Origin of the sequence: Bradyrhizobium sp. HKCCYLRH1034, assembly GCF_051168375.1 — a bacterium.
Lineage (GTDB): Bacteria > Pseudomonadota > Alphaproteobacteria > Rhizobiales > Xanthobacteraceae > Bradyrhizobium.
Genome location: NZ_JBNPUW010000011.1, coordinates 156575 through 179018, shown reverse-complemented (window position 1 = coordinate 179018; position 22444 = coordinate 156575). Strand labels below are relative to the sequence as shown.

Here is a 22444-nt window from a genome sequence, read left to right as displayed (position 1 = left end):
GCCGTCTCGGACGGCCGGGTGCCGGCGCCTTCCCCCGCGGGTCAGGACAAGGCGCCCGTTGAGAGATTTTCGAATTTGCGGCCGACCCCCGATCGGCCCGCGAGGAGAATACGATGAACCAAGAAATTATGAATCTCTTCAATCCGACGACGCCGGCTCAGGTCTTCGACCAGATCCGGATCTCGATTGCGTCTCCGGAGAAGATTCTGTCCTGGTCCTACGGCGAGATCAAGAAGCCGGAAACGATCAACTACCGTACCTTCAAGCCCGAGCGCGACGGCCTGTTCTGCGCCCGCATCTTCGGGCCGATCAAGGACTACGAGTGCCTGTGCGGCAAGTACAAGCGGATGAAGTACAAGGGCATCATCTGCGAGAAGTGCTCGGTCGAGGTGACCCTGTCGCGCGTCCGGCGCGAGCGCATGGGCCATATCGAGCTCGCCGCTCCCGTCGCGCACATCTGGTTCCTGAAGTCGCTGCCCTCGCGCATCGGCCTGCTGCTCGACATGACGCTGAAGGATCTCGAGCGGATTCTGTACTTCGAATATTACGTCGTCCTCGAGCCGGGTCTGACCGCGCTCAAGGACCGTCAGCTGCTGTCCGAGGACGAGTATCTCAAGGCGCAGGACGAATACGGCCAGGACAGCTTCACCGCCATGATCGGCGCCGAGGCCATCCGTGAGCTCTTGCGCGGCCTCGAGCTGGAGAAGCTCGAGCAGACGCTGCGTGCCGAGATGCAGGAGACCGACTCCGACATCAAGCACAAGAAGCTCGCGAAGCGCCTGAAGATCGTCGAGGCGTTCCGCCACTCCGGCAACAAGCCGGAATGGATGATCATGACCGTGGTTCCGGTGATCCCGCCGGACCTCCGCCCGCTGGTGCCGCTCGACGGCGGCCGTTTCGCGACCTCCGACCTCAACGACCTCTATCGCCGCGTCATCAACCGCAACAACCGCCTGAAGCGGCTGATGGAGCTGCGCGCGCCCGACATCATCATCCGCAACGAGAAGCGCATGCTTCAGGAGGCGGTGGATGCGCTGTTCGACAACGGCCGCCGCGGCCGCGTCATCACCGGCGCCAACAAGCGTCCGCTGAAGTCGCTCGCCGACATGCTCAAGGGCAAGCAGGGTCGCTTCCGTCAGAACCTGCTCGGCAAGCGCGTCGACTACTCCGGCCGTTCGGTCATCGTGGTCGGTCCCGAGCTGCGCCTGCACCAGTGCGGCCTGCCGAAGAAGATGGCGCTCGAGCTGTTCAAGCCGTTCATCTATTCGCGGCTCGACGCCAAGGGCCTGTCGACGACGGTCAAGCAGGCCAAGAAGCTGGTCGAGAAGGAGCGTCCGGAGGTCTGGGACATCCTGGACGAGGTCATCCGCGAGCATCCGGTGCTCCTGAACCGCGCGCCGACGCTGCATCGCCTCGGCATCCAGGCGTTCGAGCCGGTGCTGATCGAGGGCAAGGCGATCCAGCTGCATCCGCTGGTCTGCTCGGCCTTCAACGCCGACTTCGACGGCGACCAGATGGCCGTGCACGTTCCGCTGTCGCTCGAAGCGCAGCTGGAAGCGCGCGTCCTGATGATGTCGACCAACAACATCCTGCATCCGGCCAATGGTCAGCCGATCATCGTGCCGTCGCAGGACATCGTGCTCGGCCTCTACTACGTCTCGATCATGCGCGAGGGCATGCCCGGCCAGGGCATGGCGTTCGGCAACATGGCCGAGCTCGAGCATGCGCTGCACGCCAAGGCCATCCATCTCCACAGCAAGATCAAGTACCGCTGGGAGGGGATGGACGAGACCGGCAAGATCGCCAAGCGCTGGATCGAAACCACCGCGGGTCGCGTGATGCTCGGCAATCTCCTGCCGAAGCATCCGCGCGTCACGTTCGAGGTCATCAACAAGCTGATGACCAAGCGCGAAATCTCGGGCGTGATCGATCAGGTCTATCGTCACTGCGGCCAGAAGGAGACGGTGATCTTCTGCGACCGCATCATGGCGCTCGGCTTCTACAACGCCTTCAAGGCGGGCATCTCGTTCGGCAAGGACGACATGGTCGTGCCGGCGGGCAAGTGGAAGATCGTCGACACCACCCGTACGCTGGCGAAGGATTTCGAGCAGCAATACAATGACGGTCTGATCACCCACGGCGAGAAGTACAACAAGGTCGTCGACGCCTGGTCGAAGGCCAGCGAAGAGATCGCCAAGGAGATGATGAAGGAGATCTCCGTCACCAAGAAGACGGCGACGGGGGCGGATGCCGACATCAACTCGATCTACATGATGTCGCATTCCGGTGCCCGCGGTTCGCCGGCCCAGATGCGTCAGCTCGCCGGCATGCGCGGCCTGATGGCCAAGCCGTCGGGTGAGATCATCGAGACGCCGATCATCTCGAACTTCAAGGAAGGTCTCTCGGTTCTCGAGTACTTCAACTCGACCCACGGCGCCCGCAAGGGTCTCGCGGACACCGCGTTGAAGACCGCGAACTCGGGCTACCTGACCCGTCGTCTGGTCGACGTCGCGCAGGACTGCATCATCACGCAGGACGATTGCGGCACCCATCTCGGCATCAAGATGCGCGCCATCGTCGATGCCGGCACGGTCGTGGCCTCGCTCGGCTCGCGCATCCTGGGCCGCGTGCCCTGCGACGACGTGCGCGATCCCGCGACCAACGCGGTGCTGGTCAAGGCCGGCACCTTGATGGAGGAGAGCCACATCGACGCCATCCAGCAGGCTGGCGTGCAGGAGGTGAAGATCCGCTCGGCGCTGACCTGCGAGCTGGTCAACGGCATCTGCAAGATGTGCTACGGCCGCGATCTGGCGCGCGGCACGCCGGTCAACCACGGTGAGGCCGTCGGCGTCATCGCCGCGCAGTCGATCGGTGAGCCCGGCACCCAGCTGACGATGCGCACTTTCCACATCGGTGGTGCGGCGCAGCTGAACGAGCAGTCCTTCGTGGAATCGAACTTCGAAGGCAAGGTGGTCATCAAGAACAAGGCGATCGCCCGCAACAGCGAGGGTCATCTGATCGCGATGGTCCGCAACATGGTCGTGACGATCGTCGACCCCGACGGCACCGAGCGTGCGACGCACCGCATCCAGTACGGCGCGCGCATGCATGTCGACGACGGCGACATGATCAAGCGCGGCCAGCGCATCGCCGAGTGGGACCCTTACACCCGTCCGATCCTCACGGAAGCCGAGGGTACGATCGGGTTCGAGGATCTGACCGAGGGTCTGTCGATCTCGGAAACGCTCGACGAGTCCACCGGTATCGCCAAGCGCGTGGTCATCGACTGGCGTGGAACGCGCGGTGGCGCGGATCTGCGTCCGGCCATCGTGATCAAGGGCAAGGACGGCAAGGTGCTCAAGCTCGCTCGCGGCGGCGATGCCCGCTACATGCTGTCGGTGGACGCGATTCTGTCGGTCGACGTCGGCTCGACGGTGAAGCCGGGCGACATCCTCGCGCGTATCTCGACGGAAAGCGCCAAGACGCGCGACATCACCGGCGGTCTGCCGAGGGTGGCCGAGCTGTTCGAAGCGCGCAAGCCGAAGGATGCCGCGATCATCGCCGAGATCGCCGGCACCATCCGGTTCGGTCGCGACTACAAGAACAAGCGTCGCATCTCGATCGAGCCGGTCGACAAGACCGAGGAGCCGCGCGAGTACCTGATCCCGAAGGGCAAGCACATCCATCTGCAGGATGGCGACATCGTCGAGAAGGGCGACTTCATCGTCGAAGGCAACCCGGCGCCGCACGACATCCTGGCGATCAAGGGCATCGAGGAGCTCGCGGCCTATCTGGTCAACGAGATCCAGGAGGTCTACCGGCTGCAGGGCGTGCTCATCAACGACAAGCACATCGAGGTGATTGTCCGCCAGATGCTGCAGAAGGTGGAGATCACCGACCAGGGCGATACCGACATGATCTCGGGCGAACAGGTCGACAAGATCGAGTTCGACCTGCTCAACGCGAAGGCCGTGGAGGAGGCGAAGAAGCCGGCCACAGGCACTCCGGTTCTGCTCGGCATCACCAAGGCGAGCCTGCAGACCCGGTCGTTCTTCTCGGCGGCCTCGTTCCAGGAGACCACCCGCGTTCTCACCGAGGCGGCGGTCAACGGCAAGATCGATCCACTCGAGGGTCTCAAGGAGAACGTCATCGTAGGACGCCTGATCCCGGCCGGCACCGGCGCCTCGATGGCCCGCATCCGCGAAGTCGCTTTGAAGCGCGACAAGCTGATTCTCGACGAGCGCGAGAAGCAGGCGGCGATCGTGCCGGCGCAGCCCGAGCCTCAGCCGCTCGCGCTGCCGCCGGCGGAGTAAACGGACGGTTGCGGCATGACCCCGACGGTGTCGGGGTCTGCCGTGCGTTCATCGCGTGTAGAAAAGGCCGGCGTTTGCCGGCCTTTTTTTGACATTTTCTTCTCCTGTTGCCGCGCTGCTGCCCCGTTGTTCATCTTCCCTTCAGGGACAGAGGCGCTTTTGGAAGCATCAGATCCGCTGAGCTGATTTCCGTCGATTCCCGTGGCGATGCGCCGATTTGCTCCGGCGCAAATCTTTTGCGGGCCGGTTACGCTATGGCCGATCGAGCCCCGAGGGTGGCAGGACCCCTGTATGGACGACCGGCAACGTCGCTGACAGCCGGAGATGGCGGAACTTCGATGCTTGACCTTGCGATTGTTGGTGGCGGTCCGGGTGGCCTGATGAGCGCCTGGTATCTGAGGCGCAAACTCGGCGATCTCTGCAAGGTGACGATCTACGAGGCATCCGACCGGCTCGGCGGCAAGATCGTGACGCGCAAGTTCGATACCGCACCGGCGATGTATGAGGCTGGTGTCGCGGAAATCTACGACTACTCGATGACCGGCCCTGATCCGCTGCGCGAGCTGATCCAGCATTTCGGGCTGCAGACGATTCCGATGGATGCGCTGCAGGTGCAACTCGACGGCGAGCTGCTCGACGACGTGCCGGGGCTGCGCCGCAAATACGGCCCGAAGACGGCCGCTGCGGTCGAGGCGTTCCGCAAGCGTTGTACCGACGTGATGTCGCCGGTCGAATATTACGAGGGCGTCGGCGCCCACGATAACGAGCACCCCTGGGCCTACAAGACCTGCGAAGAGCTGCTCGACGAGGAGGTCGAGGATCCCACGGCCAAGCGCTTCTTCAAGGTGATGTCGCGCTCCGACCTCGCGACCGAGGCCCACAACACCAACGGCCTCAATGCGCTCAAGAACTTCGTCATGGATATCGACGACTATATCGGCCTGTACTCGATTCAGAACGGCAACGAGCAACTGATCGAGTGCCTGCGCTCCGAGGTCGATGCCGACATCCAGCTCAATCATCGCGTGCTCCGCATCGGCAAGACCGAGGCGGGTCGCTACCGGCTCAACATGATGAACGGCAAGGGGCCGGAGACGCGCGAGTTCGATCTCGTCCTGGTGTGCCTGCCGCATTCCTGGCTGTCGACGGTCGGCTGGGAGGGCGAGAAGCTGCGCCAGTCCATGGTCAAGCACATCGCCTATTTCGATCGTCCCGCGCATTATCTGCGCGTCTCGATCCTGTTCGACGAGCCGTTCTGGGGCGAGAAGATTCCGGGCTCCTGGTTCATGTCGGAGGCGTTCGGCGGCTGCTGCATCTACAACGAGGGCTCGCGCCACGATGTCGGCAAGCACGGCGTGCTCAACTGGCTGATCGCGGGCTCGGATGCGCTCGCCTTCGCCAACCTCTCGGACCAGGAGCTGATCGATGCCGCGCTGAAGTCGCTCCCTGCTGCGCTCGGCGACGCGCGCGCACACTTCATGGAAGGCAAGATCCACCGCTGGCTGTCGTCCGTCAACGCGCTGCCCGGCGGTCTGCCGGTACGCGACGTCATGACCAATCACCGGCCTGAGCCGAAGGAGCACCCCGGCATCGTCGTGGTCGGGGACTACCTGTTCGACTCGACCCTGAACGGGCTGCTCGATTCGTCGGACGCCGCCACCGACATCATCCTGACCGAAATGATGCGGCTGCGCCGCGCCCGCTCGCAGGCCGAAACGCCACTGTCGGACAAGATCGACCGTGACTATTTCGACAATTATCGCGGGCAGGGGCCGTACAGCGAAGCGTGGTCGCAGTTCACCGATCCGGACTATCTGACCAGCCTGATCAAGATCGTTTGGAACCGGGCCGGCAAGGGCAAGGGCTACAAGCTCCTGGTCGCCGGCTCCGCGAGCGGTGAACTGGTGGGAGCGCTCCGTGAGCGCGGCATCGATGCCTGGGGCATCGAGAACAACCGCTACATCCATGGCAAGACGCCGAAGGCGCTGAGGAAATACAACAAGCTCGGCTCGATCACCGATATGCCATTCAAGACCGGTGAGTTCGATTTCGTGTTCGAGACCAGCCTCTGCCATCTCGGCGACAAGCAGGTTGCGCGCGCGATCCGCGAGCTCAACCGCGTCGTCAAGACCGGCCTCGTGTTCGGCTCGATCACCTCGGACATGGCTCCGGCGCTGGTCGACCGCTACGACCTGCTGCGTGGGGTCAAGAAGCTCGGCACCTGGTGGGAGTGGTCGGAGCTGTTCTTCGGCAACGGGTTCGATCTGGCCATGCACCGCCGCGATTGCACCGACGAGGTGTGGGCAGCGACGCTCGCGGCCAACAAGGGGCCCGGTCAGTGGTACGCCGACGCCGACAGCCTGCGCTATTCGTTCTTCGACAAGGTCGAGGACGAAGACTAGGCTCGCGGCACAGCCGCCGGCATTTCGAGGCAGGGCCGCGGGCGTTGACCCGGCATCTCGATGCTGTCTTGCGTCCGCGGCGCTTGTGACCGTGCTGGTTGCGTGACAGGGCCGCGTCTTGGTCGCGGCGGGTGCGGCACCGTATGGCGAGAATGCTGGCGGCAGGCGGACGCAGGTGGTAAAGCCGAGCCGCTTTAATCCGTTACGGTCATACTGGCCGTGCAGGATCGGTTCGTTGAATGGCGCCCAAATCTTCACCGCCGCGAAATCAGACGTCCGCAACGGCAGCTGATCCTGCCGATGATTTGGACAAGCGGGGGCCGGCGGCGGCCGTGCCTGCCGTTCCAAAACCCGGAACAGCGAAGACGTCGGCGACAGAGAAGGCTGACGTCGTCGGCGACGATGGGGACGATGACGAGGAGGACGGTGAAGAGGCCGGCCTCGACCTCGACGATGATGACGACGACGAGGATCTCGTCGTCTACACGGCCCGCGAGGCCGCCGGTGCGCTTGCGACCATCTACGGCTTCGTCTCGCCGCTGCTCGCCAGATACAAGAAGATGCTGGCCTTCGTGTCGATCGGTGTCCTGATCGAGACGCTGTTCAACGTCATCATGCCACTCAGCCTCAAGTTCCTGATCGACGATGCGCTCGGCGAAGAGGATTTCGAGGCGCTCTATCGCATCCTCGGCGTGCTGGCCGCTGCGGGCATCTTCACTTCGATCATCGCCGTGCTCTACGAGCGCTGGGATGCGCGGCTCGCGGCCTGCGTCATCTCGGACGTCCGCACCCGTCTGTTCGATCACGTGCAGAACCTGCCGGCCGCCTATTTCCAGCGCACCAAGCGCGGCGAGATCCTGTCGCGCTTCTCGGTCGACATGTCGGCGTTCGAGAACGTCGTGAAGAGTTTCGCCAACAGCGCTGTGCTGCCGTTCCTCGAGCTGATTGCGGGCATCATTCTGATGCTGTTCCTGAACTGGCAGCTGGCTGCGATCGCGCTGCTGGTGTTTCCGATCACCCTGATCGGCCCGCGTATCCTGACGCCGAAGGCGGTTCAGGCCAATTACGAGCAGAAACTGAACGAAGCGTCGCTGCTCGGCGTGATCCAGGAGAACATCGCGGCGCAAGCCGTCATCAAGGCCTTCAGCCTCCACCGCAAGGTATTCGGCTGGTTCAGCTTCCGCAACGACGCGGCGCGGCGCAAGATGGCCGATGCGATGTTCCTGTCGACCATGGTCGAGCGCACCGTCACGATCTCCGTGCTGCTGCTGCATCTCGTCGTGCTCGCTCTCGGCGCCTATCTCGCCACCAAGGGTCAGATCACGATCGGCACCTTCGTCACCTTCGAGAGCGCATTCTGGGAGGTGTCCTACAACATCGCCCATGTCATGCATTTCGTGCCGGTGTCGATCTCCTCGGCGGCCGCGATCCGGCACATGCAGGAGCTGTTGGACGAGCCGACCCGCGGCGCCGACCGGCCGGGCGCGCCGGATCTGCCCCGCATCAGCCACGACATCACCTTCGAGCGCGTGACCTTCCAGTACGAGGGCAGCGAGACGCCGGTGCTCGACAATCTGAGCCTCAAGCTCGACGTCGGCAAGCGGATCGCGATCGTCGGTCCGTCGGGCTCGGGCAAGAGCACGCTGCTCAACCTGATCCTGCGGCTCTACGTACCCGATGAAGGCCGCGTCACCATCGACGGCGTCGACATCCGCAAGGTGACGCGCGATTCGCTTCGCGGCAGCATGGCCGTGGTGTTCCAGGACAACATGCTGTTCAACATGTCGCTGCGGGAGAACATCCGGCTCGGCAAGGAGGGCGCCACCGACGCGGAGGTGGAGGAGGCGGCCAAGAAGGCCGAGATCCACCGCTACATCATGAGCTTGCCGCAGAAATACGACACCATCGTCGGCGAGCGCGGCGACACGCTGTCCGGTGGACAGCGCCAGCGCATCGCGATCGCCCGCGCCATCATCCGCAACCCGTCCGTGCTGCTGCTCGACGAGGCCACTTCGGCGCTGGACCAGACCACGGAAGCCGCGATCAACCGCACCCTGCTCAAGGTCGCCAAGGGCCGTACCATGATCTGGTCGACCCACCGCCTGACCTCGGTGGTCGAGATGGACGAGATCATCGTCATCTCCGGCGGCCGGGCGATCGAGCGCGGCAGCCACGCCGAGCTCTTGGCGAAGAATGGGACCTATCGCAAGCTCTGGGATGACCAGGGCCATCAGCCGAGCCGGCAGGATCAGGCCGACGACGACAGCGATGACGAGGAGGACGACGACGAGGAGGATGACGACGAGGAGGATGATGACGAGGAATAGACGTTGAGGGGCGCATTGGTCTTCGTCAGCCGCTGCCGAACCCCACGGCCGAGCGAGACGGCAAAGCGCGCCCAGCGTTGCGCCTGCCAATAGGGGCTGGCCCCGATCGAGACCGATCGGAAATTCCATGCCTTCTCGAGCGACCACGCATCGCAGGCCATCTTGACCGGGTCCGCATAGAAGGCCGCGATCTTGGCCTCGCCCATGCCGTCAGTCGCCAGCCAGCGCGGAATGTGGACGTTGCAGAGGCGCTCGACATCGGTGAACACCTTGTCGGAACCGGTGCCGGTGACGGGGCAGGTGGTGCAGAAGGCGTCGCCGACGAGCACGACACCCGGCATGCGGTACCCGCTGTTGATGGTGAGATCGGCGGGCCGGACCCGCACCTCGCCGCTCACGGCGTACTCGCCGGTGATCCGCCGCAGGCCGGGCAGGGCGGCGGCCAGCGTTTCGACCGGGTTGCGGCGGATCGCCCGAAGCCAGGGATCATCGACCTCGCGGTAGGCGAACAGGTTCGCCCGCATGCGCTCGCCGATCGGGAACAGGGTGATGTAGGGCACCCGCGCCATGGCCCGTTCCTGGAAATAGGTCATGGCCGGGAATGGGAAGGCGGAACGGCCGACCGGCGTCAGGTCGAACCCGATCGAGATCGAATGGGCGGGGCTGGTGATCGTGCGGGTGATTCCCAGCATGTGCCGCAGCCCGACGTTCAGCCCGTTGGCGAGCACGACGAGGCGGGCGGAGATCGTCTGCCCGTTGGACAGCACGACCGACTGGCGATCCTCGGTTGGCGTGATCGCTACGGCCTTGGCGACGATTCGCGTCACAGCGCCTGGGATCTGGTCGCGCACCGCCGTCACGAGCGCATCATACGGAATGCCGTATTGCTGCACCTGAGCCCGTTCGAGCACGTAGCCGAATCGGGCGATCCAGTTCTCCGGGGCCAGGGTGGCTTGGGTCAACGCCTTGTCGGCGATCCCGGTGCGACGGAATCGGCCGATCTGCTCGGCACCGGAGATCTTCTCGATTCGAAAGTCGGGCGGGGATACCGCGTGGGGATCGACGAGAATCGCGGGGATGCCGGCCATTCCGAGCATGGCGGCCGTGATCGAGCCGCTCAGGCCGCCGCCAATGATCGCAATGTCGGTATATTCTGTCACCAGGCGCCTCGTCGCGGCGCCATCCTTGTCGGCCAAAGCCGAAAAAAGCCTTATCTTCGATGTTTCTGGACATGTCCCGGGCTGGAGAGGCGCCTGCACTCGCAGGGCTGTGCGGTCTGCAGATACCTCGGACGGCGGGGGCCCTGTCGGGACCGGAAACCGCAGCGGCCAGAAGCGCTTCTTTGCGCGTCCTGCGGCGTCGTTTTGCTTGACTTGGATATTTACCGCTTATAAAAGGCCGGCACTCAACGACAGGCGGTGAGCTTCGCCAGCGTCGGTACGGATCACCCAGACCACCCGAAACAGGGCGGGACGGGCACCACCCTCGACGAATGCCGCTCAAACGCTGTCGATCATAGCTAGGCAATGCCAAAACGATATTAGATCTCTCGAGCTCGTTCTCCTGAGACCAATTTCGGATGCATGACCTCGGTAGGCCGCCCGCCAGCGCAAGCTGACTGGTGGTGATCGCGGTCCTCTGTGGCGTCAAGCGCTTTCCGTTCAGCGATGGACGGTTGGCGCGATTTCGTTTTGCGTGGGTTTTAATCGCGCGAAACGGCCCGGTGAGGCGGGGAACCTCGAACAGAATTTGCGGAAGCCGGTCGCGGTCTCCGTGCGAACGTTGAGAAGGGTGAAGGCCAAGATGCCGACGATCAACCAGCTGATCGCAAATCCGCGCGAAGTGCAGAAGTCGCGCAAGAAGGTGCCGGCGCTGCAGCAGTCGCCGCAGAAGCGTGGCGTTTGCACGCGCGTCTACACCACGACCCCGAAGAAGCCGAACTCGGCGCTTCGTAAGGTCGCCAAGGTGCGCCTGACCAACGGCTTCGAGGTGATCGGCTACATTCCGGGTGAAGGCCATAACCTGCAGGAGCACTCGGTGGTCATGATCCGCGGCGGCCGCGTCAAGGACTTGCCGGGCGTGCGCTATCACATCCTCCGCGGCGTGCTGGATACCCAGGGCGTCAAGAACCGTAAGCAGCGCCGTTCGAAGTATGGCGCGAAGCGTCCGAAGTAAGACGTTCGAGAGAAGCGGGAACAAGATCACATGTCGCGTCGCCATTCAGCCGAAAAGCGTGAAGTGCTTCCGGATCCGAAGTTCGGGAACATCATTGTCACCAAGTTCATGAACTCGGTGATGTACGCCGGCAAGAAGTCGGTCGCCGAAGGTATCGTCTACGGCGCGTTCGGCATCATCGAGGCCAAGACCAAGCAGAGCCCGCTGACGGTGTTCGAGCAGGCCCTCGAAAACGTCATGCCGACCATCGAGGTTCGCTCCCGCCGCGTCGGTGGTGCGACCTATCAGGTGCCGGTCGAAGTTCGTTCGACCCGCCGGCAGGCGCTGGGCATCCGCTGGCTGATCTCGGCCGCGCGCGACCGCAACGAGAAGACGATGACCGAGCGGCTTTCGGCGGAGCTGCTCGACGCCTCGAACAATCGGGGTAACGCCGTGAAGAAGCGTGAAGACGTGCACCGGATGGCGGAAGCCAACCGCGCCTTCTCGCACTATCGCTGGTAACGGCGACCCGAACGGAAATCAGGGAACACACCCATGCCCCGCCAACACGCCATCGAAGACTATCGCAACTTCGGCATCATGGCGCATATCGACGCCGGCAAGACCACGACGACCGAGCGCATCCTCTATTATACCGGCAAGAGCCACAAGATCGGCGAAGTGCACGAAGGTGCCGCGACGATGGACTGGATGGAGCAGGAGCAGGAGCGTGGCATCACGATCACCTCGGCTGCGACCACCGCGTTTTGGAACGGCAAGCGCCTGAACATCATCGACACCCCCGGCCACGTCGACTTCACCATTGAGGTCGAGCGCAGCTTGCGCGTGCTCGACGGCGCCGTGTGCGTGCTCGACTCCAACCAGGGCGTCGAGCCGCAGACCGAGACCGTCTGGCGCCAGGGCGACAAGTACAAGGTTCCGCGCATCGTCTTCGCCAACAAGATGGACAAGACCGGTGCCGACTTCTTCAAGTGCCTGGCCGACATCGTCGATCGCCTGGGTGCGAAGCCTGTTGCGATCCAGCTGCCGATCGGCGCCGAGAACAATTTCAAGGGCTGCATCGATCTCGTGACGATGAAGGCGATCGTCTGGAACGACGAGGCGCTCGGCGCGAAGTTCGACTACGTCGAGATCCCGGCTGATCTCGCCGACCAGGCCAAGGAATATCGCGAGAAGCTGGTGGAGGCCGCCGTCGAGCTCGACGACGACGCGCTCACCGCGTTCCTGGACGGCAAGGAGCCGGACGAGGCGACTCTGAAGCGCCTGATCCGCAAGGCCGTGCTGACCGGCGCGTTCTATCCGGTGCTGTGCGGCTCGGCCTTCAAGAACAAGGGCGTGCAGCCGTTGCTCGACGCCGTCGTCGACTATCTGCCGTCGCCGCTCGACGTGCCTGCGATCAAGGGCACCGACGACAAGGGCAACGAGGTCGTGCGCAAGGCGGACGACAAGGAGCCGCTGGCGCTGCTCGCGTTCAAGATCATGGACGACCCCTTCGTCGGCACGATCACGTTCTGCCGCATCTATTCGGGCATCCTGACCTCGGGCACCGGCGTCGTGAACTCGACCCGCGAGAAGAAGGAGCGCATCGGCCGCATGCTGCTGATGCATGCGAACAACCGCGAGGACATCAAGGAAGCCTATGCCGGCGACATCGTCGCCCTCGCAGGCCTCAAGGAAGCCCGCACCGGTGACACGCTGTGCGATCCGTCCAACCAGGTGATCCTGGAAAAGATGGAATTCCCGGAGCCGGTCATCGAGATTGCGATCGAGCCGAAGTCGAAGGCCGACCAGGAGAAGCTCGGCGTCGCGCTGGCGAAGCTGGCCGCGGAGGATCCGTCCTTCCGCGTGTCGACCGATCACGAGTCGGGCCAGACCATCCTCAAGGGGATGGGCGAGCTCCATCTCGACATCAAGGTCGACATCCTCAAGCGCACCTACAAGGTCGATGCGAACATCGGCGCGCCGCAGGTGGCGTTCCGTGAGCGTATCACCAAGCCGGCCAACGTGGACTACACCCACAAGAAGCAGACCGGTGGTACCGGCCAGTTCGCGGCCGTGAGCCTCGTGGTCGAGCCGAATGAGCCCGGTGGCGGCTACGTGTTCGAGTCCAAGATCGTCGGCGGTGCGGTTCCGAAGGAATACATCCCGGGCGTCGAGAAGGGCATCGAGAGCGTGCTCGGCGCGGGCGTCGTCGCCGGCTTCCCGGTGGTCGACGTCAAGGTGGCGCTGGTCGACGGCAAGTACCACGATGTCGACTCGTCGGCGCTGGCCTTCGAAATCGCCTCTCGTGCGGCTTTCCGCGAGGCGCTGCAGAAGGGCAAGTCGGTTCTGCTCGAGCCGATCATGAAGGTCGAGGTGGTGACCCCGGAAGACTACACCGGCTCGGTCATCGGCGACCTGAACTCGCGTCGTGGCCAGATCCAGGGCCAGGACATGCGCGGCAATGCCAACGTCATCAACGCGATGGTGCCGCTCATGAACATGTTCGGTTACGTGAACAACCTGCGCTCCATGAGCCAGGGGCGCGCGACCTTCACGATGCAGTTCTCGCACTACGCTGAAGCGCCGGCCAACGTGTCGGCCGAAGTCCAGAAGAAGTTTGCCTGATTGTCGTTAGCTCAAGTTAGCGACTGAACGGAGAGTCAAATGGCCAAAGCTAAGTTTGAACGTAACAAGCCCCACTGCAACATCGGCACCATCGGTCACGTCGACCACGGCAAGACCTCGCTGACGGCTGCAATCACCAAGATCCTGGCCGAGACGGGCGGTGCGACGTTCACTGCCTACGACCAGATCGACAAGGCCCCGGAAGAGAAGGCGCGCGGCATCACCATCTCGACCGCGCACGTCGAGTACGAGACCAAGAACCGCCACTACGCCCACGTCGATTGCCCCGGCCACGCCGACTACGTGAAGAACATGATCACCGGCGCTGCCCAGATGGACGGCGCGATCCTGGTCGTGTCGGCCGCTGACGGCCCGATGCCGCAGACCCGTGAGCACATCCTGCTCGCCCGCCAGGTCGGCGTGCCGGCGCTGGTCGTGTTCCTCAACAAGTGCGACATGGTCGACGATCCGGAGCTGCTGGAGCTCGTCGAGCTCGAGGTCCGCGAGCTGCTCTCGAAGTACGAATTCCCGGGCGACAAGATCCCGATCATCAAGGGTTCGGCGCTCGCCGCTCTGGAAGATTCGGACAAGAAGCTCGGCCACGACGCCATCCTCGAGCTGATGCGCAATGTCGACGAGTACATTCCGCAGCCGGAGCGTCCGATCGACCAGCCCTTCCTGATGCCGGTCGAAGACGTGTTCTCGATCTCGGGCCGCGGCACCGTGGTGACCGGCCGTGTCGAGCGCGGCATCATCAAGGTCGGTGAGGAAATCGAGATCGTCGGCATCCGTCCGACCCAGAAGACCACCGTCACTGGCGTTGAAATGTTCCGCAAGCTGCTCGATCAGGGCCAGGCCGGTGACAACATCGGCGCGCTGCTCCGCGGCACCAAGCGCGAGGACGTCGAGCGCGGCCAGGTTCTGTGCAAGCCGGGTTCGGTCAAGCCGCACACCAAGTTCAAGGCTGAGGCCTACATCCTTACCAAGGAAGAGGGTGGCCGTCACACGCCGTTCTTCACCAACTATCGTCCGCAGTTCTACTTCCGCACGACCGACGTGACCGGCGTCGTTCACCTGCCGGAAGGCACCGAGATGGTGATGCCGGGCGACAACATTGCGATGGAAGTGCACCTGATCGTGCCGATCGCGATGGAGGAGAAGCTGCGCTTCGCCATCCGCGAGGGCGGCCGCACCGTCGGCGCCGGCGTCGTCGCCTCGATCATCGAGTAACAACAGCGAATAGGGAATGGCGGGTGGCGAATGGAGATTATCCATTCGCCGTTCGCTACTCGCCACTCACTACTCACAGAAAGATACGGCAATGAACGGCCAAAATATCCGCATCCGTCTCAAGGCGTTTGACCATCGTATCCTCGATACGTCGACGCGCGAGATCGTCAACACGGCGAAACGGACCGGCGCGCAGGTTCGCGGACCCATTCCGCTGCCGACCCGCATCGAGAAGTTCACCGTGAACCGTTCGCCGCACGTCGACAAGAAGAGCCGCGAGCAGTTCGAGATGCGCACTCACAAGCGCCTGCTCGACATCGTCGATCCGACCCCGCAGACCGTCGATGCTCTCATGAAGCTCGATCTGGCCGCCGGCGTCGACGTCGAGATCAAGCTCTAAGTTTTTGGATTCACGTTCGCACCTCACGCGGACATAGAGAAGAACAGGAAGCACGCCGATGCGCTCCGGAGTGATCGCACAAAAGGTCGGGATGACGCGGGTCTTCACGGAGACCGGCGAACATATCCCCGTGACCGTGCTGAAGCTCGGCAATTGCCAGGTGGTCGGTCACCGCACCACCGAGAAGAACGGCTACGTCGCGCTGCAGCTCGGCAGCGGCAGCCGCAAGACGGTCTACATGCCGAAGGCGGAGCGCGGCCAGTTCGCGGTCGCCAAGGTCGAGCCGAAGCGCAAGCTCGCCGAGTTCCGTGTCAGCGAGGATTCGCTGATCCCGGTCGGCGCCGAGATCCAGGCCGACCATTTCGTCGTCGGCCAGTTCGTCGACGTCACCGGCACCTCGGTCGGCAAGGGCTTCGCCGGCGGCATGAAGCGCTGGAACTTCGGCGGTCTGCGCGCCACGCACGGTGTGTCGATCTCGCATCGTTCGATCGGTTCGACCGGTGGCCGTCAGGACCCCGGCAAGACCTGGAAGAACAAGAAGATGCCCGGTCACATGGGCGTCGATCGCATCACCACGCTGAACCTGCGTGTGGTGCAGACGGACGTCGAGCGCGGCCTGATCCTGGTGGAAGGCGCGGTGCCCGGCTCCAAGGGGGGCTGGATCTCGGTGCGCGACGCCGTCAAGAAGCCGCTGCCGAAGGAAGCGCCGAAGCCCGGCAAGTTCAAGGTCGCGGGTGAGCAGGCTGCCGAAGCGCCGGCCGTGCAGGAGGGCGCATAAATGGAACTGAAAGTCACCACGCTCGAGGGCAAGGAAGCCGGCTCCGTCCAGCTGTCCGACGCCATCTTCGGTCTGGAGCCGCGTGCCGACATCATCGCGCGCTGCGTCCAGTGGCAGCTCAACAAGCGTCAGGCCGGCACCCACAAGGCCAAGGGCCGCGCCGAGATCTGGCGCACCGGCAAGAAGATGTACAAGCAGAAGGGCACCGGCGGTGCTCGTCATGGCTCGGCTCGTGTGCCGCAGTTCCGTGGCGGCGGCCGCGCCTTCGGTCCGGTCGTGCGCTCGCATGCGACCGACCTGCCGAAGAAGGTCCGTGCGCTGGCGCTGAAGCATGCGCTGTCGGCCAAGGCCAAAGACGGTGATCTGGTCGTGCTGGAGAACGCCACCCTGGAGGCGGCGAAGACCAAGGCGCTGATCGGTCACTTCTCGGGTCTCGGCCTGACCAACGCCCTGATCATCGACGGCGCCGAGCTGCATACCGGCTTCACCAATGCCGCCCGCAACATTCCGAACATGGACGTGCTGCCGATCCAGGGCATCAACGTCTACGACATCCTGCGCCGTCAGAAGCTCGTGCTGACCAAGGCGGCGATCGATGCGCTGGAGGCGCGCTTCAAATGAAGACCATCGATCCGCGCCACTACGACATCATCATCGCGCCGGTCGTGACCGAGAAGGCGACCTTCGCCTCGGAGCACAACAAGGTTCTGTTCAAGGTGGCCGCCAAGGCGACCAAGCCGCAGATCAAGGAAGCGATCGAGAAGCTGTTCGACGTCAAGGTCAAGAGCGTCAACACGCTCGTCCGCAAGGGCAAGACCAAGGTGTTCCGCGGCAATTTCGGTTCGCAATCGGACAGCAAGCGCGCGATCGTGACCCTCGAAGAGGGCCACCGTATCGACGTGACCACCGGACTGTAAGGCTGAGCTGCCATGGCACTGAAGACATTCAATCCCACGACGCCCGGCCAGCGCCAGCTGGTGATGGTCGATCGTTCGGCCCTCTACAAGGGCAAGCCGGTCAAGGCGCTGACCGAAGGCAAGCAGTCGAGCGGCGGTCGCAACAACACCGGCCGCATCACCGTTCGCTTCCTCGGCGGCGGTCACAAGCAGTCGTACCGCACGGTCGACTTCAAGCGCGACAAGGTCGATGTTCCCGCGACCGTCGAGCGCCTGGAGTATGATCCGAACCGGACCGCCTTCATCGCACTGGTCAAGTATCAGGACGGCGAGCTCGCCTACATCCTGGCGCCGCAGCGCCTGGCGGTCGGCGACACCATCATCGCCGGCAACTATGTCGACGTGAAGCCGGGCAACGTCATGCCGCTGGGCAACATGCCGGTCGGCACGATCGTGCACAACATCGAGGTCAAGATCGGGAAGGGCGGCCAGCTCGCGCGTTCGGCCGGCACCTACGCCCAGATCGTCGGCCGCGACCAGGACTACGTGATCGTCCGCCTGAACTCGGGCGAGCAGCGCCTGGTGCACGGCCGCTGCCGCGGCACCATCGGTGCGGTGTCGAACCCGGACCACATGAACACCTCGATCGGCAAGGCCGGCCGCAAGCGTTGGATGGGCCGCAGGCCTCACAACCGCGGTGTCGCGATGAACCCGATCGACCATCCGCACGGCGGCGGCGAAGGCCGTACCTCGGGCGGTCGTCACCCGGTCACTCCGTGGGGCAAGCCTACCAAGGGCAAGAAGACCCGCACCAACAAGTCGACCGATAAATTCATTCTCTTGAGCCGCCACAAGCGGAAGAAGTAAGGAACGACGGACATGGTTCGTTCAGTCTGGAAAGGCCCGTTCGTCGAGGCGTCGCTGCTCAAGAAGGCAGATGCGGCGCGCGCGTCCGGCCGTCACGACGTCATCAAGATCTGGAGCCGCCGCTCGACCATCCTGCCGCAGTTCGTCGGCCTGACGTTCGGCGTCTACAACGGCCAGAAGCACGTGCCGGTGGCGATCAACGAAGAGATGGTCGGCCACAAGTTCGGCGAGTTCTCGCCGACCCGCACCTTCCACGGCCATTCGGGCGATAAGAAAGCCAAGAAGGCTTGAGGATTAAGCGATGAGCAAACCAAAGCGCGAACGGAGCCTCCCCGAAAACGAGGCCAAGGCTGTGGCCCGGATGCTTCGGGTGAGCCCGCAGAAGCTGAACCTGGTGGCGCAGATGATCCGCGGCCGCAAGGCGTCGGCCGCCCTCGCCGACCTGCAGTTCTCGCGCAAGCGGATTGCGGTCGACGTCAAGAAGTGCCTGGAATCGGCGATCGCCAATGCCGAGAACAATCACGAGCTCGAGGTCGACGATCTCGTCGTCTCGCAGGCTTTCGTCGGCAAGGGAATCGTGATGAAGCGTTTCTCGCCGCGCGGTCGTGGCCGTTCGGGCCGAGTTTTCAAACCGTTTTCGCAGCTGACGATCATTGTGCGTCAGGTCGAGGCGAGCGCTTAAAGCAGGCGCTGGGAGAATACGATGGGTCAAAAGATCAATCCGATCGGTCTGCGTCTCGGCATCAACCGGACCTGGGATTCGCGCTGGTTCGCTGGCAAGGCCGAGTACGGCAAGCTGCTGCATGAAGACGTCAAGATCCGCGAGATCCTGCACAAGGAGCTCAAGCAGGCGGCCGTCGCCCGCATCGTGATCGAGCGTCCGCACAAGAAGTGCCGCGTCACGATCCACTCGGCACGTCCGGGCGTCGTGATCGGCAAGAAGGGCGCGGACATCGACAAGCTGCGCAAGCGCGTCGCCGACATCACCTCGTCGGACGTCGTCATCAACATCGTCGAGATCCGCAAGCCGGAGCTCGATGCGACCCTGGTCGCCGAGTCGATCGCCCAGCAGCTCGAGCGCCGCGTCGCGTTCCGCCGCGCCATGAAGCGCGCCGTGCAGTCGGCGATGCGTCTCGGTGCCGAGGGCATCCGCATCAACTGCTCGGGTCGTCTGGGCGGCGCGGAAATCGCCCGCATGGAGTGGTATCGCGAGGGCCGGGTGCCGCTGCACACGCTGCGCGCCGACATCGACTACGGTGTGGCCACCGCGTTCACCACCTTCGGCACTTGCGGCGTGAAGGTCTGGATCTTCAAGGGCGAGATCCTCGAGCACGATCCGATGGCACAGGACAAGCGGATGAACGAAGGCGGCGGCGAGAGCTCGCAGCCCCGGTCGCGCCGCGACGCGGCCTGATCGATCAGCCGCGACAAGACAGGTTTGAGGGCTCAAAGCCATGATGCAACCAAAGAAGACCAAGTTCCGAAAGGCGCATAAGGGCCGTATTCACGGCGTTGCGTCCTCGGGCGCGACGCTGGCCTTCGGCCAGTTCGGGCTGAAGGCGATGGAGCCGGATCGCGTCACCGCGCGCCAGATCGAGGCCGCCCGTCGTGCCTTGACCCGTCACATGAAGCGCGCCGGCCGCGTCTGGATCCGCGTGTTCCCGGATCTCCCGGTGTCGAAGAAGCCGGCTGAAGTCCGCATGGGCTCCGGCAAGGGCTCGCCTGAATTGTGGGTGGCCCGCGTCAAGCCGGGCCGGGTGATGTTCGAGATCGACGGCGTGAGCAACCAGATCGCGCGCGAGGCGCTGCTGCTGGCGGCCGCCAAGCTGCCGATCAAGACGCGCTTCGTCGAGCGCATTGCGGAGTAATGGTCATGGCCGAGATGAAGATTGCCGACATTCGCGCGATGAGCCCCGATCAGATGGACGATGCGATCGTCAACCTGAAGAAGGAGCGCTTCAACCTGCGCTTCCAGCGTGCCACCGGGCAGCTGGAGAACACCGCGCGGCTGCGTGAGGCGCGCCGCGACATCGCCCGTATCAAGACCATCGCCGCGCAGCAGCGCGCCAAGACGAAGTAAGAGGCTCGACATGCCGAAACGGACCCTTCAGGGCGTCGTCGTCAGCGACAAGCAGGCCAAGACGATCGTTGTGCGCGTCGACCGGCGCTTCACCCACCCGATCTACAAGAAGACCATCCGCCGCTCGAAGAACTACCACGCCCACGACGAGAACAACGAGTTCAAGCCGGGCGACATGGTGTGGATCGAGGAGAGCAAGCCGATCTCGAAGCTCAAGCGCTGGACCGTGGTCCGGGGCGAGCACAAGAAAACCGCCTGAGGCGCGGACCGCGGCCCTCGTCGAAGAGGGCCCGTTTCGCTTTCGGGATCAAACAAGGCGCAGCTTTCCTGCGCAGCAGATGAAGAGGACGAGGTGCATCAATGATTCAGATGCAGACCAACCTCGACGTGGCCGATAATTCCGGCGCACGCCGTGTCATGTGTATCAAGGTGCTGGGCGGCTCGAAGCGCCGCTATGCCACCGTCGGCGACATCATCGTGGTGTCGATCAAGGAAGCCATTCCGCGTGGCAAGGTGAAGAAGGGCGACGTCATGAAGGCCGTCGTGGTGCGCGTCCGCAAGGACATCCGCCGCGCCGACGGCTCGGTGATCCGCTTCGACCGCAACGCGGCCGTCCTGATCAACAACCAGTCGGAGCCGGTCGGCACCCGTATCTTCGGGCCGGTGCCGCGCGAGCTGCGCGCCAAGAACCACATGAAGATCATTTCGCTTGCGCCGGAGGTGCTGTGATGGCTGCCAAGATCCGCAAGGGCGACAAGGTGATCGTCCTGACCGGTCGCGACAAGGGTCGCACCGGCGAGGTGTTCGAGGTGCGTCCCGACGAGGGGACAGCGCTGGTGCGGGGCATCAACCTGGTGAAGCGTCACCAGAAGCAGACCCAGAACCAGGAGGGCGGCATCATCAGCAAGGAGTCGCCGATCCAGCTGTCGAACGTCGCTTATGTCGGCAAGGACGGCAAGCCGACGCGCATCGGATTCAAGATTCAGGCGGACGGCAAGAAGGTCCGCGTTGCCAAGAGCTCGGGAGTTGAGATCGATGGCTGAGACTGCTTACACCCCGCGCCTCCGCACGGAATACGACCGCACGATCAAGAGCCAGCTGACCGAGAAGTTCGGCTACGCCAACGTCATGCAGGTGCCGCGGCTCGACAAGGTCGTGCTGAACATGGGCATCGGCGAGGCCGTGAACGACCGCAAGAAGGCGGAAACCGCCGCGGCCGACCTGTCGCTGATCGCCGGCCAGAAGGCGGTCGTGACCTATTCGCGCGTCGCCATCGCGACCTTCAAGCTGCGCGAGAACCAGCCGATCGGCTGCAAGGTCACCTTGCGCAAGACGAAGATGTACGAGTTCATCGACCGCCTGATCAACGTCGCGCTGCCGCGCGTCCGCGACTTCCGCGGCCTGAACCCGAAGAGCTTCGACGGCCGCGGCAACTATTCGCTCGGCATCAAGGAGCACATCATTTTCCCCGAGATCGACTTCGACAAGGCCGGGGAGAGCTGGGGCATGGACATCACGGTGTGCACCACCGCGACGACCGACGACGAGGCCCGTGCCCTTCTGACCGCATTCAATTTCCCGTTCCGGCAGTGAGCAGCTGACTTCAAGCTTCTCAAACGCGGATACCCAGGAGCCAAGCATGGCAAAGAAGAGTTCAATCGAGAAGAACAACCGGCGCAAGCGGATGGCGAAGAACGCCGCCCCGAAGCGCGCCCGGTTGAAGGCGATCATCGCCGACAAGTCCAAGCCGATGGAGGAGCGCTTTGCCGCGACCCTGAAGCTGGCCGAGATGCCGCGCAATTCGTCGGCGACTCGCATCCGCAACCGGTGCGAGCTGACGGGCCGGCCGCGGTCGAACTACCGCAAGAACAAGCTGAGCCGCATCGCGCTGCGCGAGCTCGGGTCCAAGGGCCTGGTTCCGGGCCTCGTGAAGTCGAGCTGGTAAGGAGGGTCGCACCATGTCAACGCACGATCCCATCAGCGATCTGATCACCCGCATCCGCAACGCGCAGATGCGCTCGAAGTCGAAGGTCTCGACGCCTGGCTCGAAGATGCGCGCCAGCGTGCTTGAGGTGCTGAAGTCCGAAGGCTACATCCGTGGCTATGCCACGCTGGAGCATCCGTCGGGCCGCAGCGAGATCGAGATCGAGCTGAAATATTTTGACGGCGAGCCCGTGATCCGCGAGATCGAGCGCGTCTCCAAGCCCGGCCGCCGCGTCTACACCTCGGTGAAGAACCTGCCGCGTGTGAACAACGGGCTCGGAATTTCTGTTTTGTCGACACCGAAGGGAATCATGGCCGACCACAGCGCGCGTGACGCGAATGTCGGCGGTGAAGTTCTCTTCACGGTGTTCTAAGAAGGATTGAGC

General features: G+C 63.7%; 24 protein-coding genes. 23 read left to right on the top strand and 1 reads right to left on the bottom strand.

What is annotated here, in order from left to right:
• Positions 1-113: 113 nt before the first annotated feature.
• The 3 genes from rpoC to ACQR0W_RS24990 all read left to right on the top strand — a co-directional run bounded on the left by rpoC (position 114) and on the right by ACQR0W_RS24990 (position 9042).
• A complete protein-coding gene (rpoC, locus tag ACQR0W_RS25000; protein WP_315714568.1) occupies positions 114-4313 on the top strand; it encodes a DNA-directed RNA polymerase subunit beta' in 4200 nt (1399 codons plus the stop codon).
• A gap of 338 nt (positions 4314-4651) precedes the next feature.
• The gene (locus tag ACQR0W_RS24995; RefSeq protein ID WP_315714567.1) at positions 4652-6715 is read left to right on the top strand and encodes an FAD-dependent oxidoreductase; all 2064 of its coding nucleotides are present in this window, start codon (positions 4652-4654) and stop codon (positions 6713-6715) included.
• A 239-nt stretch (positions 6716-6954) separates the two neighbouring features.
• The gene (locus tag ACQR0W_RS24990) at positions 6955-9042 is read left to right on the top strand and encodes an ABC transporter ATP-binding protein (protein ID WP_315827331.1); all 2088 of its coding nucleotides are present in this window, start codon (positions 6955-6957) and stop codon (positions 9040-9042) included.
• Here the strand turns inward: ACQR0W_RS24990 and ACQR0W_RS24985 are convergent.
• Positions 8964-10202 carry an FAD-dependent oxidoreductase gene (locus ACQR0W_RS24985; protein ID WP_315827332.1) on the bottom strand — a complete coding sequence of 413 codons (1239 nt, stop codon included), beginning with the start codon at positions 10200-10202 and terminating at the stop codon, positions 8964-8966. The two genes, ACQR0W_RS24990 and ACQR0W_RS24985, sit on opposite strands and share 79 nt — an antisense overlap.
• Before the next feature lie 643 nt (positions 10203-10845).
• On the opposite strand from ACQR0W_RS24985, the gene rpsL reads away from it, so the two are divergent.
• From rpsL to rpsH, 20 genes are all read left to right on the top strand, one after another.
• On the top strand, positions 10846-11217 hold the full coding sequence (rpsL, locus tag ACQR0W_RS24980) for a 30S ribosomal protein S12 (RefSeq protein WP_006611834.1): 372 nt from the start codon (positions 10846-10848) through the stop codon (positions 11215-11217).
• 30 nt (positions 11218-11247) lie between these two features.
• Entirely contained in the window at positions 11248-11718 is a 471-nt protein-coding gene (gene rpsG / locus ACQR0W_RS24975; protein WP_006611835.1) for a 30S ribosomal protein S7, read from the top strand.
• Positions 11719-11751: 33 nt separating this feature from the next.
• Complete coding sequence (gene fusA, locus ACQR0W_RS24970) at positions 11752-13824, top strand: elongation factor G (protein ID WP_315714564.1); 2073 nt, start codon at positions 11752-11754, stop codon at positions 13822-13824.
• A 39-nt stretch (positions 13825-13863) separates the two neighbouring features.
• A complete protein-coding gene (gene tuf, locus ACQR0W_RS24965; RefSeq protein WP_006611837.1) occupies positions 13864-15054 on the top strand; it encodes an elongation factor Tu in 1191 nt (396 codons plus the stop codon).
• A gap of 91 nt (positions 15055-15145) precedes the next feature.
• The gene (rpsJ, locus tag ACQR0W_RS24960) at positions 15146-15454 is read left to right on the top strand and encodes a 30S ribosomal protein S10 (protein WP_002712302.1); all 309 of its coding nucleotides are present in this window, start codon (positions 15146-15148) and stop codon (positions 15452-15454) included.
• A 58-nt stretch (positions 15455-15512) separates the two neighbouring features.
• Complete coding sequence (gene rplC, locus ACQR0W_RS24955) at positions 15513-16232, top strand: 50S ribosomal protein L3 (RefSeq protein ID WP_006611838.1); 720 nt, start codon at positions 15513-15515, stop codon at positions 16230-16232.
• Complete coding sequence (gene rplD, locus ACQR0W_RS24950; protein WP_315714563.1) at positions 16233-16853, top strand: 50S ribosomal protein L4; 621 nt, start codon at positions 16233-16235, stop codon at positions 16851-16853.
• Complete coding sequence (locus ACQR0W_RS24945; protein ID WP_172108066.1) at positions 16850-17149, top strand: 50S ribosomal protein L23; 300 nt, start codon at positions 16850-16852, stop codon at positions 17147-17149. Before rplD ends, ACQR0W_RS24945 begins: the two co-directional genes overlap by 4 nt.
• Before the next feature lie 12 nt (positions 17150-17161).
• Complete coding sequence (gene rplB / locus ACQR0W_RS24940) at positions 17162-17995, top strand: 50S ribosomal protein L2 (protein WP_316171207.1); 834 nt, start codon at positions 17162-17164, stop codon at positions 17993-17995.
• 12 nt (positions 17996-18007) lie between these two features.
• The gene (gene rpsS, locus ACQR0W_RS24935) at positions 18008-18286 is read left to right on the top strand and encodes a 30S ribosomal protein S19 (RefSeq protein ID WP_006611842.1); all 279 of its coding nucleotides are present in this window, start codon (positions 18008-18010) and stop codon (positions 18284-18286) included.
• Positions 18287-18296: 10 nt separating this feature from the next.
• On the top strand, positions 18297-18677 hold the full coding sequence (rplV, locus tag ACQR0W_RS24930; RefSeq protein ID WP_315714562.1) for a 50S ribosomal protein L22: 381 nt from the start codon (positions 18297-18299) through the stop codon (positions 18675-18677).
• 21 nt (positions 18678-18698) lie between these two features.
• Positions 18699-19409, top strand: a complete 711-nt coding sequence (rpsC, locus tag ACQR0W_RS24925; RefSeq protein ID WP_012045041.1) for a 30S ribosomal protein S3 — start codon at positions 18699-18701, stop codon at positions 19407-19409.
• A 40-nt stretch (positions 19410-19449) separates the two neighbouring features.
• The gene (gene rplP / locus ACQR0W_RS24920) at positions 19450-19863 is read left to right on the top strand and encodes a 50S ribosomal protein L16 (protein ID WP_008963467.1); all 414 of its coding nucleotides are present in this window, start codon (positions 19450-19452) and stop codon (positions 19861-19863) included.
• A 5-nt stretch (positions 19864-19868) separates the two neighbouring features.
• Positions 19869-20075: a 50S ribosomal protein L29 gene (gene rpmC, locus ACQR0W_RS24915; RefSeq protein ID WP_006611846.1), complete on the top strand. Its 207-nt coding sequence runs from the start codon at positions 19869-19871 to the stop codon at positions 20073-20075.
• A 10-nt stretch (positions 20076-20085) separates the two neighbouring features.
• Positions 20086-20334 (top strand): 30S ribosomal protein S17, encoded by a 249-nt coding sequence (gene rpsQ, locus ACQR0W_RS24910; RefSeq protein WP_212358258.1) that lies wholly within the window; start codon positions 20086-20088, stop codon positions 20332-20334.
• Positions 20335-20435: 101 nt separating this feature from the next.
• The gene (rplN, locus tag ACQR0W_RS24905) at positions 20436-20804 is read left to right on the top strand and encodes a 50S ribosomal protein L14 (RefSeq protein WP_006611848.1); all 369 of its coding nucleotides are present in this window, start codon (positions 20436-20438) and stop codon (positions 20802-20804) included.
• Positions 20804-21118, top strand: a complete 315-nt coding sequence (gene rplX, locus ACQR0W_RS24900) for a 50S ribosomal protein L24 (protein ID WP_315714561.1) — start codon at positions 20804-20806, stop codon at positions 21116-21118. The genes rplN and rplX overlap by 1 nt, the downstream gene beginning before the upstream one ends.
• Positions 21111-21668: a 50S ribosomal protein L5 gene (rplE, locus tag ACQR0W_RS24895; RefSeq protein ID WP_172108070.1), complete on the top strand. Its 558-nt coding sequence runs from the start codon at positions 21111-21113 to the stop codon at positions 21666-21668. Before rplX ends, rplE begins: the two co-directional genes overlap by 8 nt.
• A gap of 46 nt (positions 21669-21714) precedes the next feature.
• The gene (gene rpsN, locus ACQR0W_RS24890; protein ID WP_315714560.1) at positions 21715-22020 is read left to right on the top strand and encodes a 30S ribosomal protein S14; all 306 of its coding nucleotides are present in this window, start codon (positions 21715-21717) and stop codon (positions 22018-22020) included.
• Positions 22021-22033: 13 nt separating this feature from the next.
• The gene (rpsH, locus tag ACQR0W_RS24885; RefSeq protein ID WP_315714559.1) at positions 22034-22432 is read left to right on the top strand and encodes a 30S ribosomal protein S8; all 399 of its coding nucleotides are present in this window, start codon (positions 22034-22036) and stop codon (positions 22430-22432) included.
• Positions 22433-22444 lie beyond the last annotated feature (12 nt).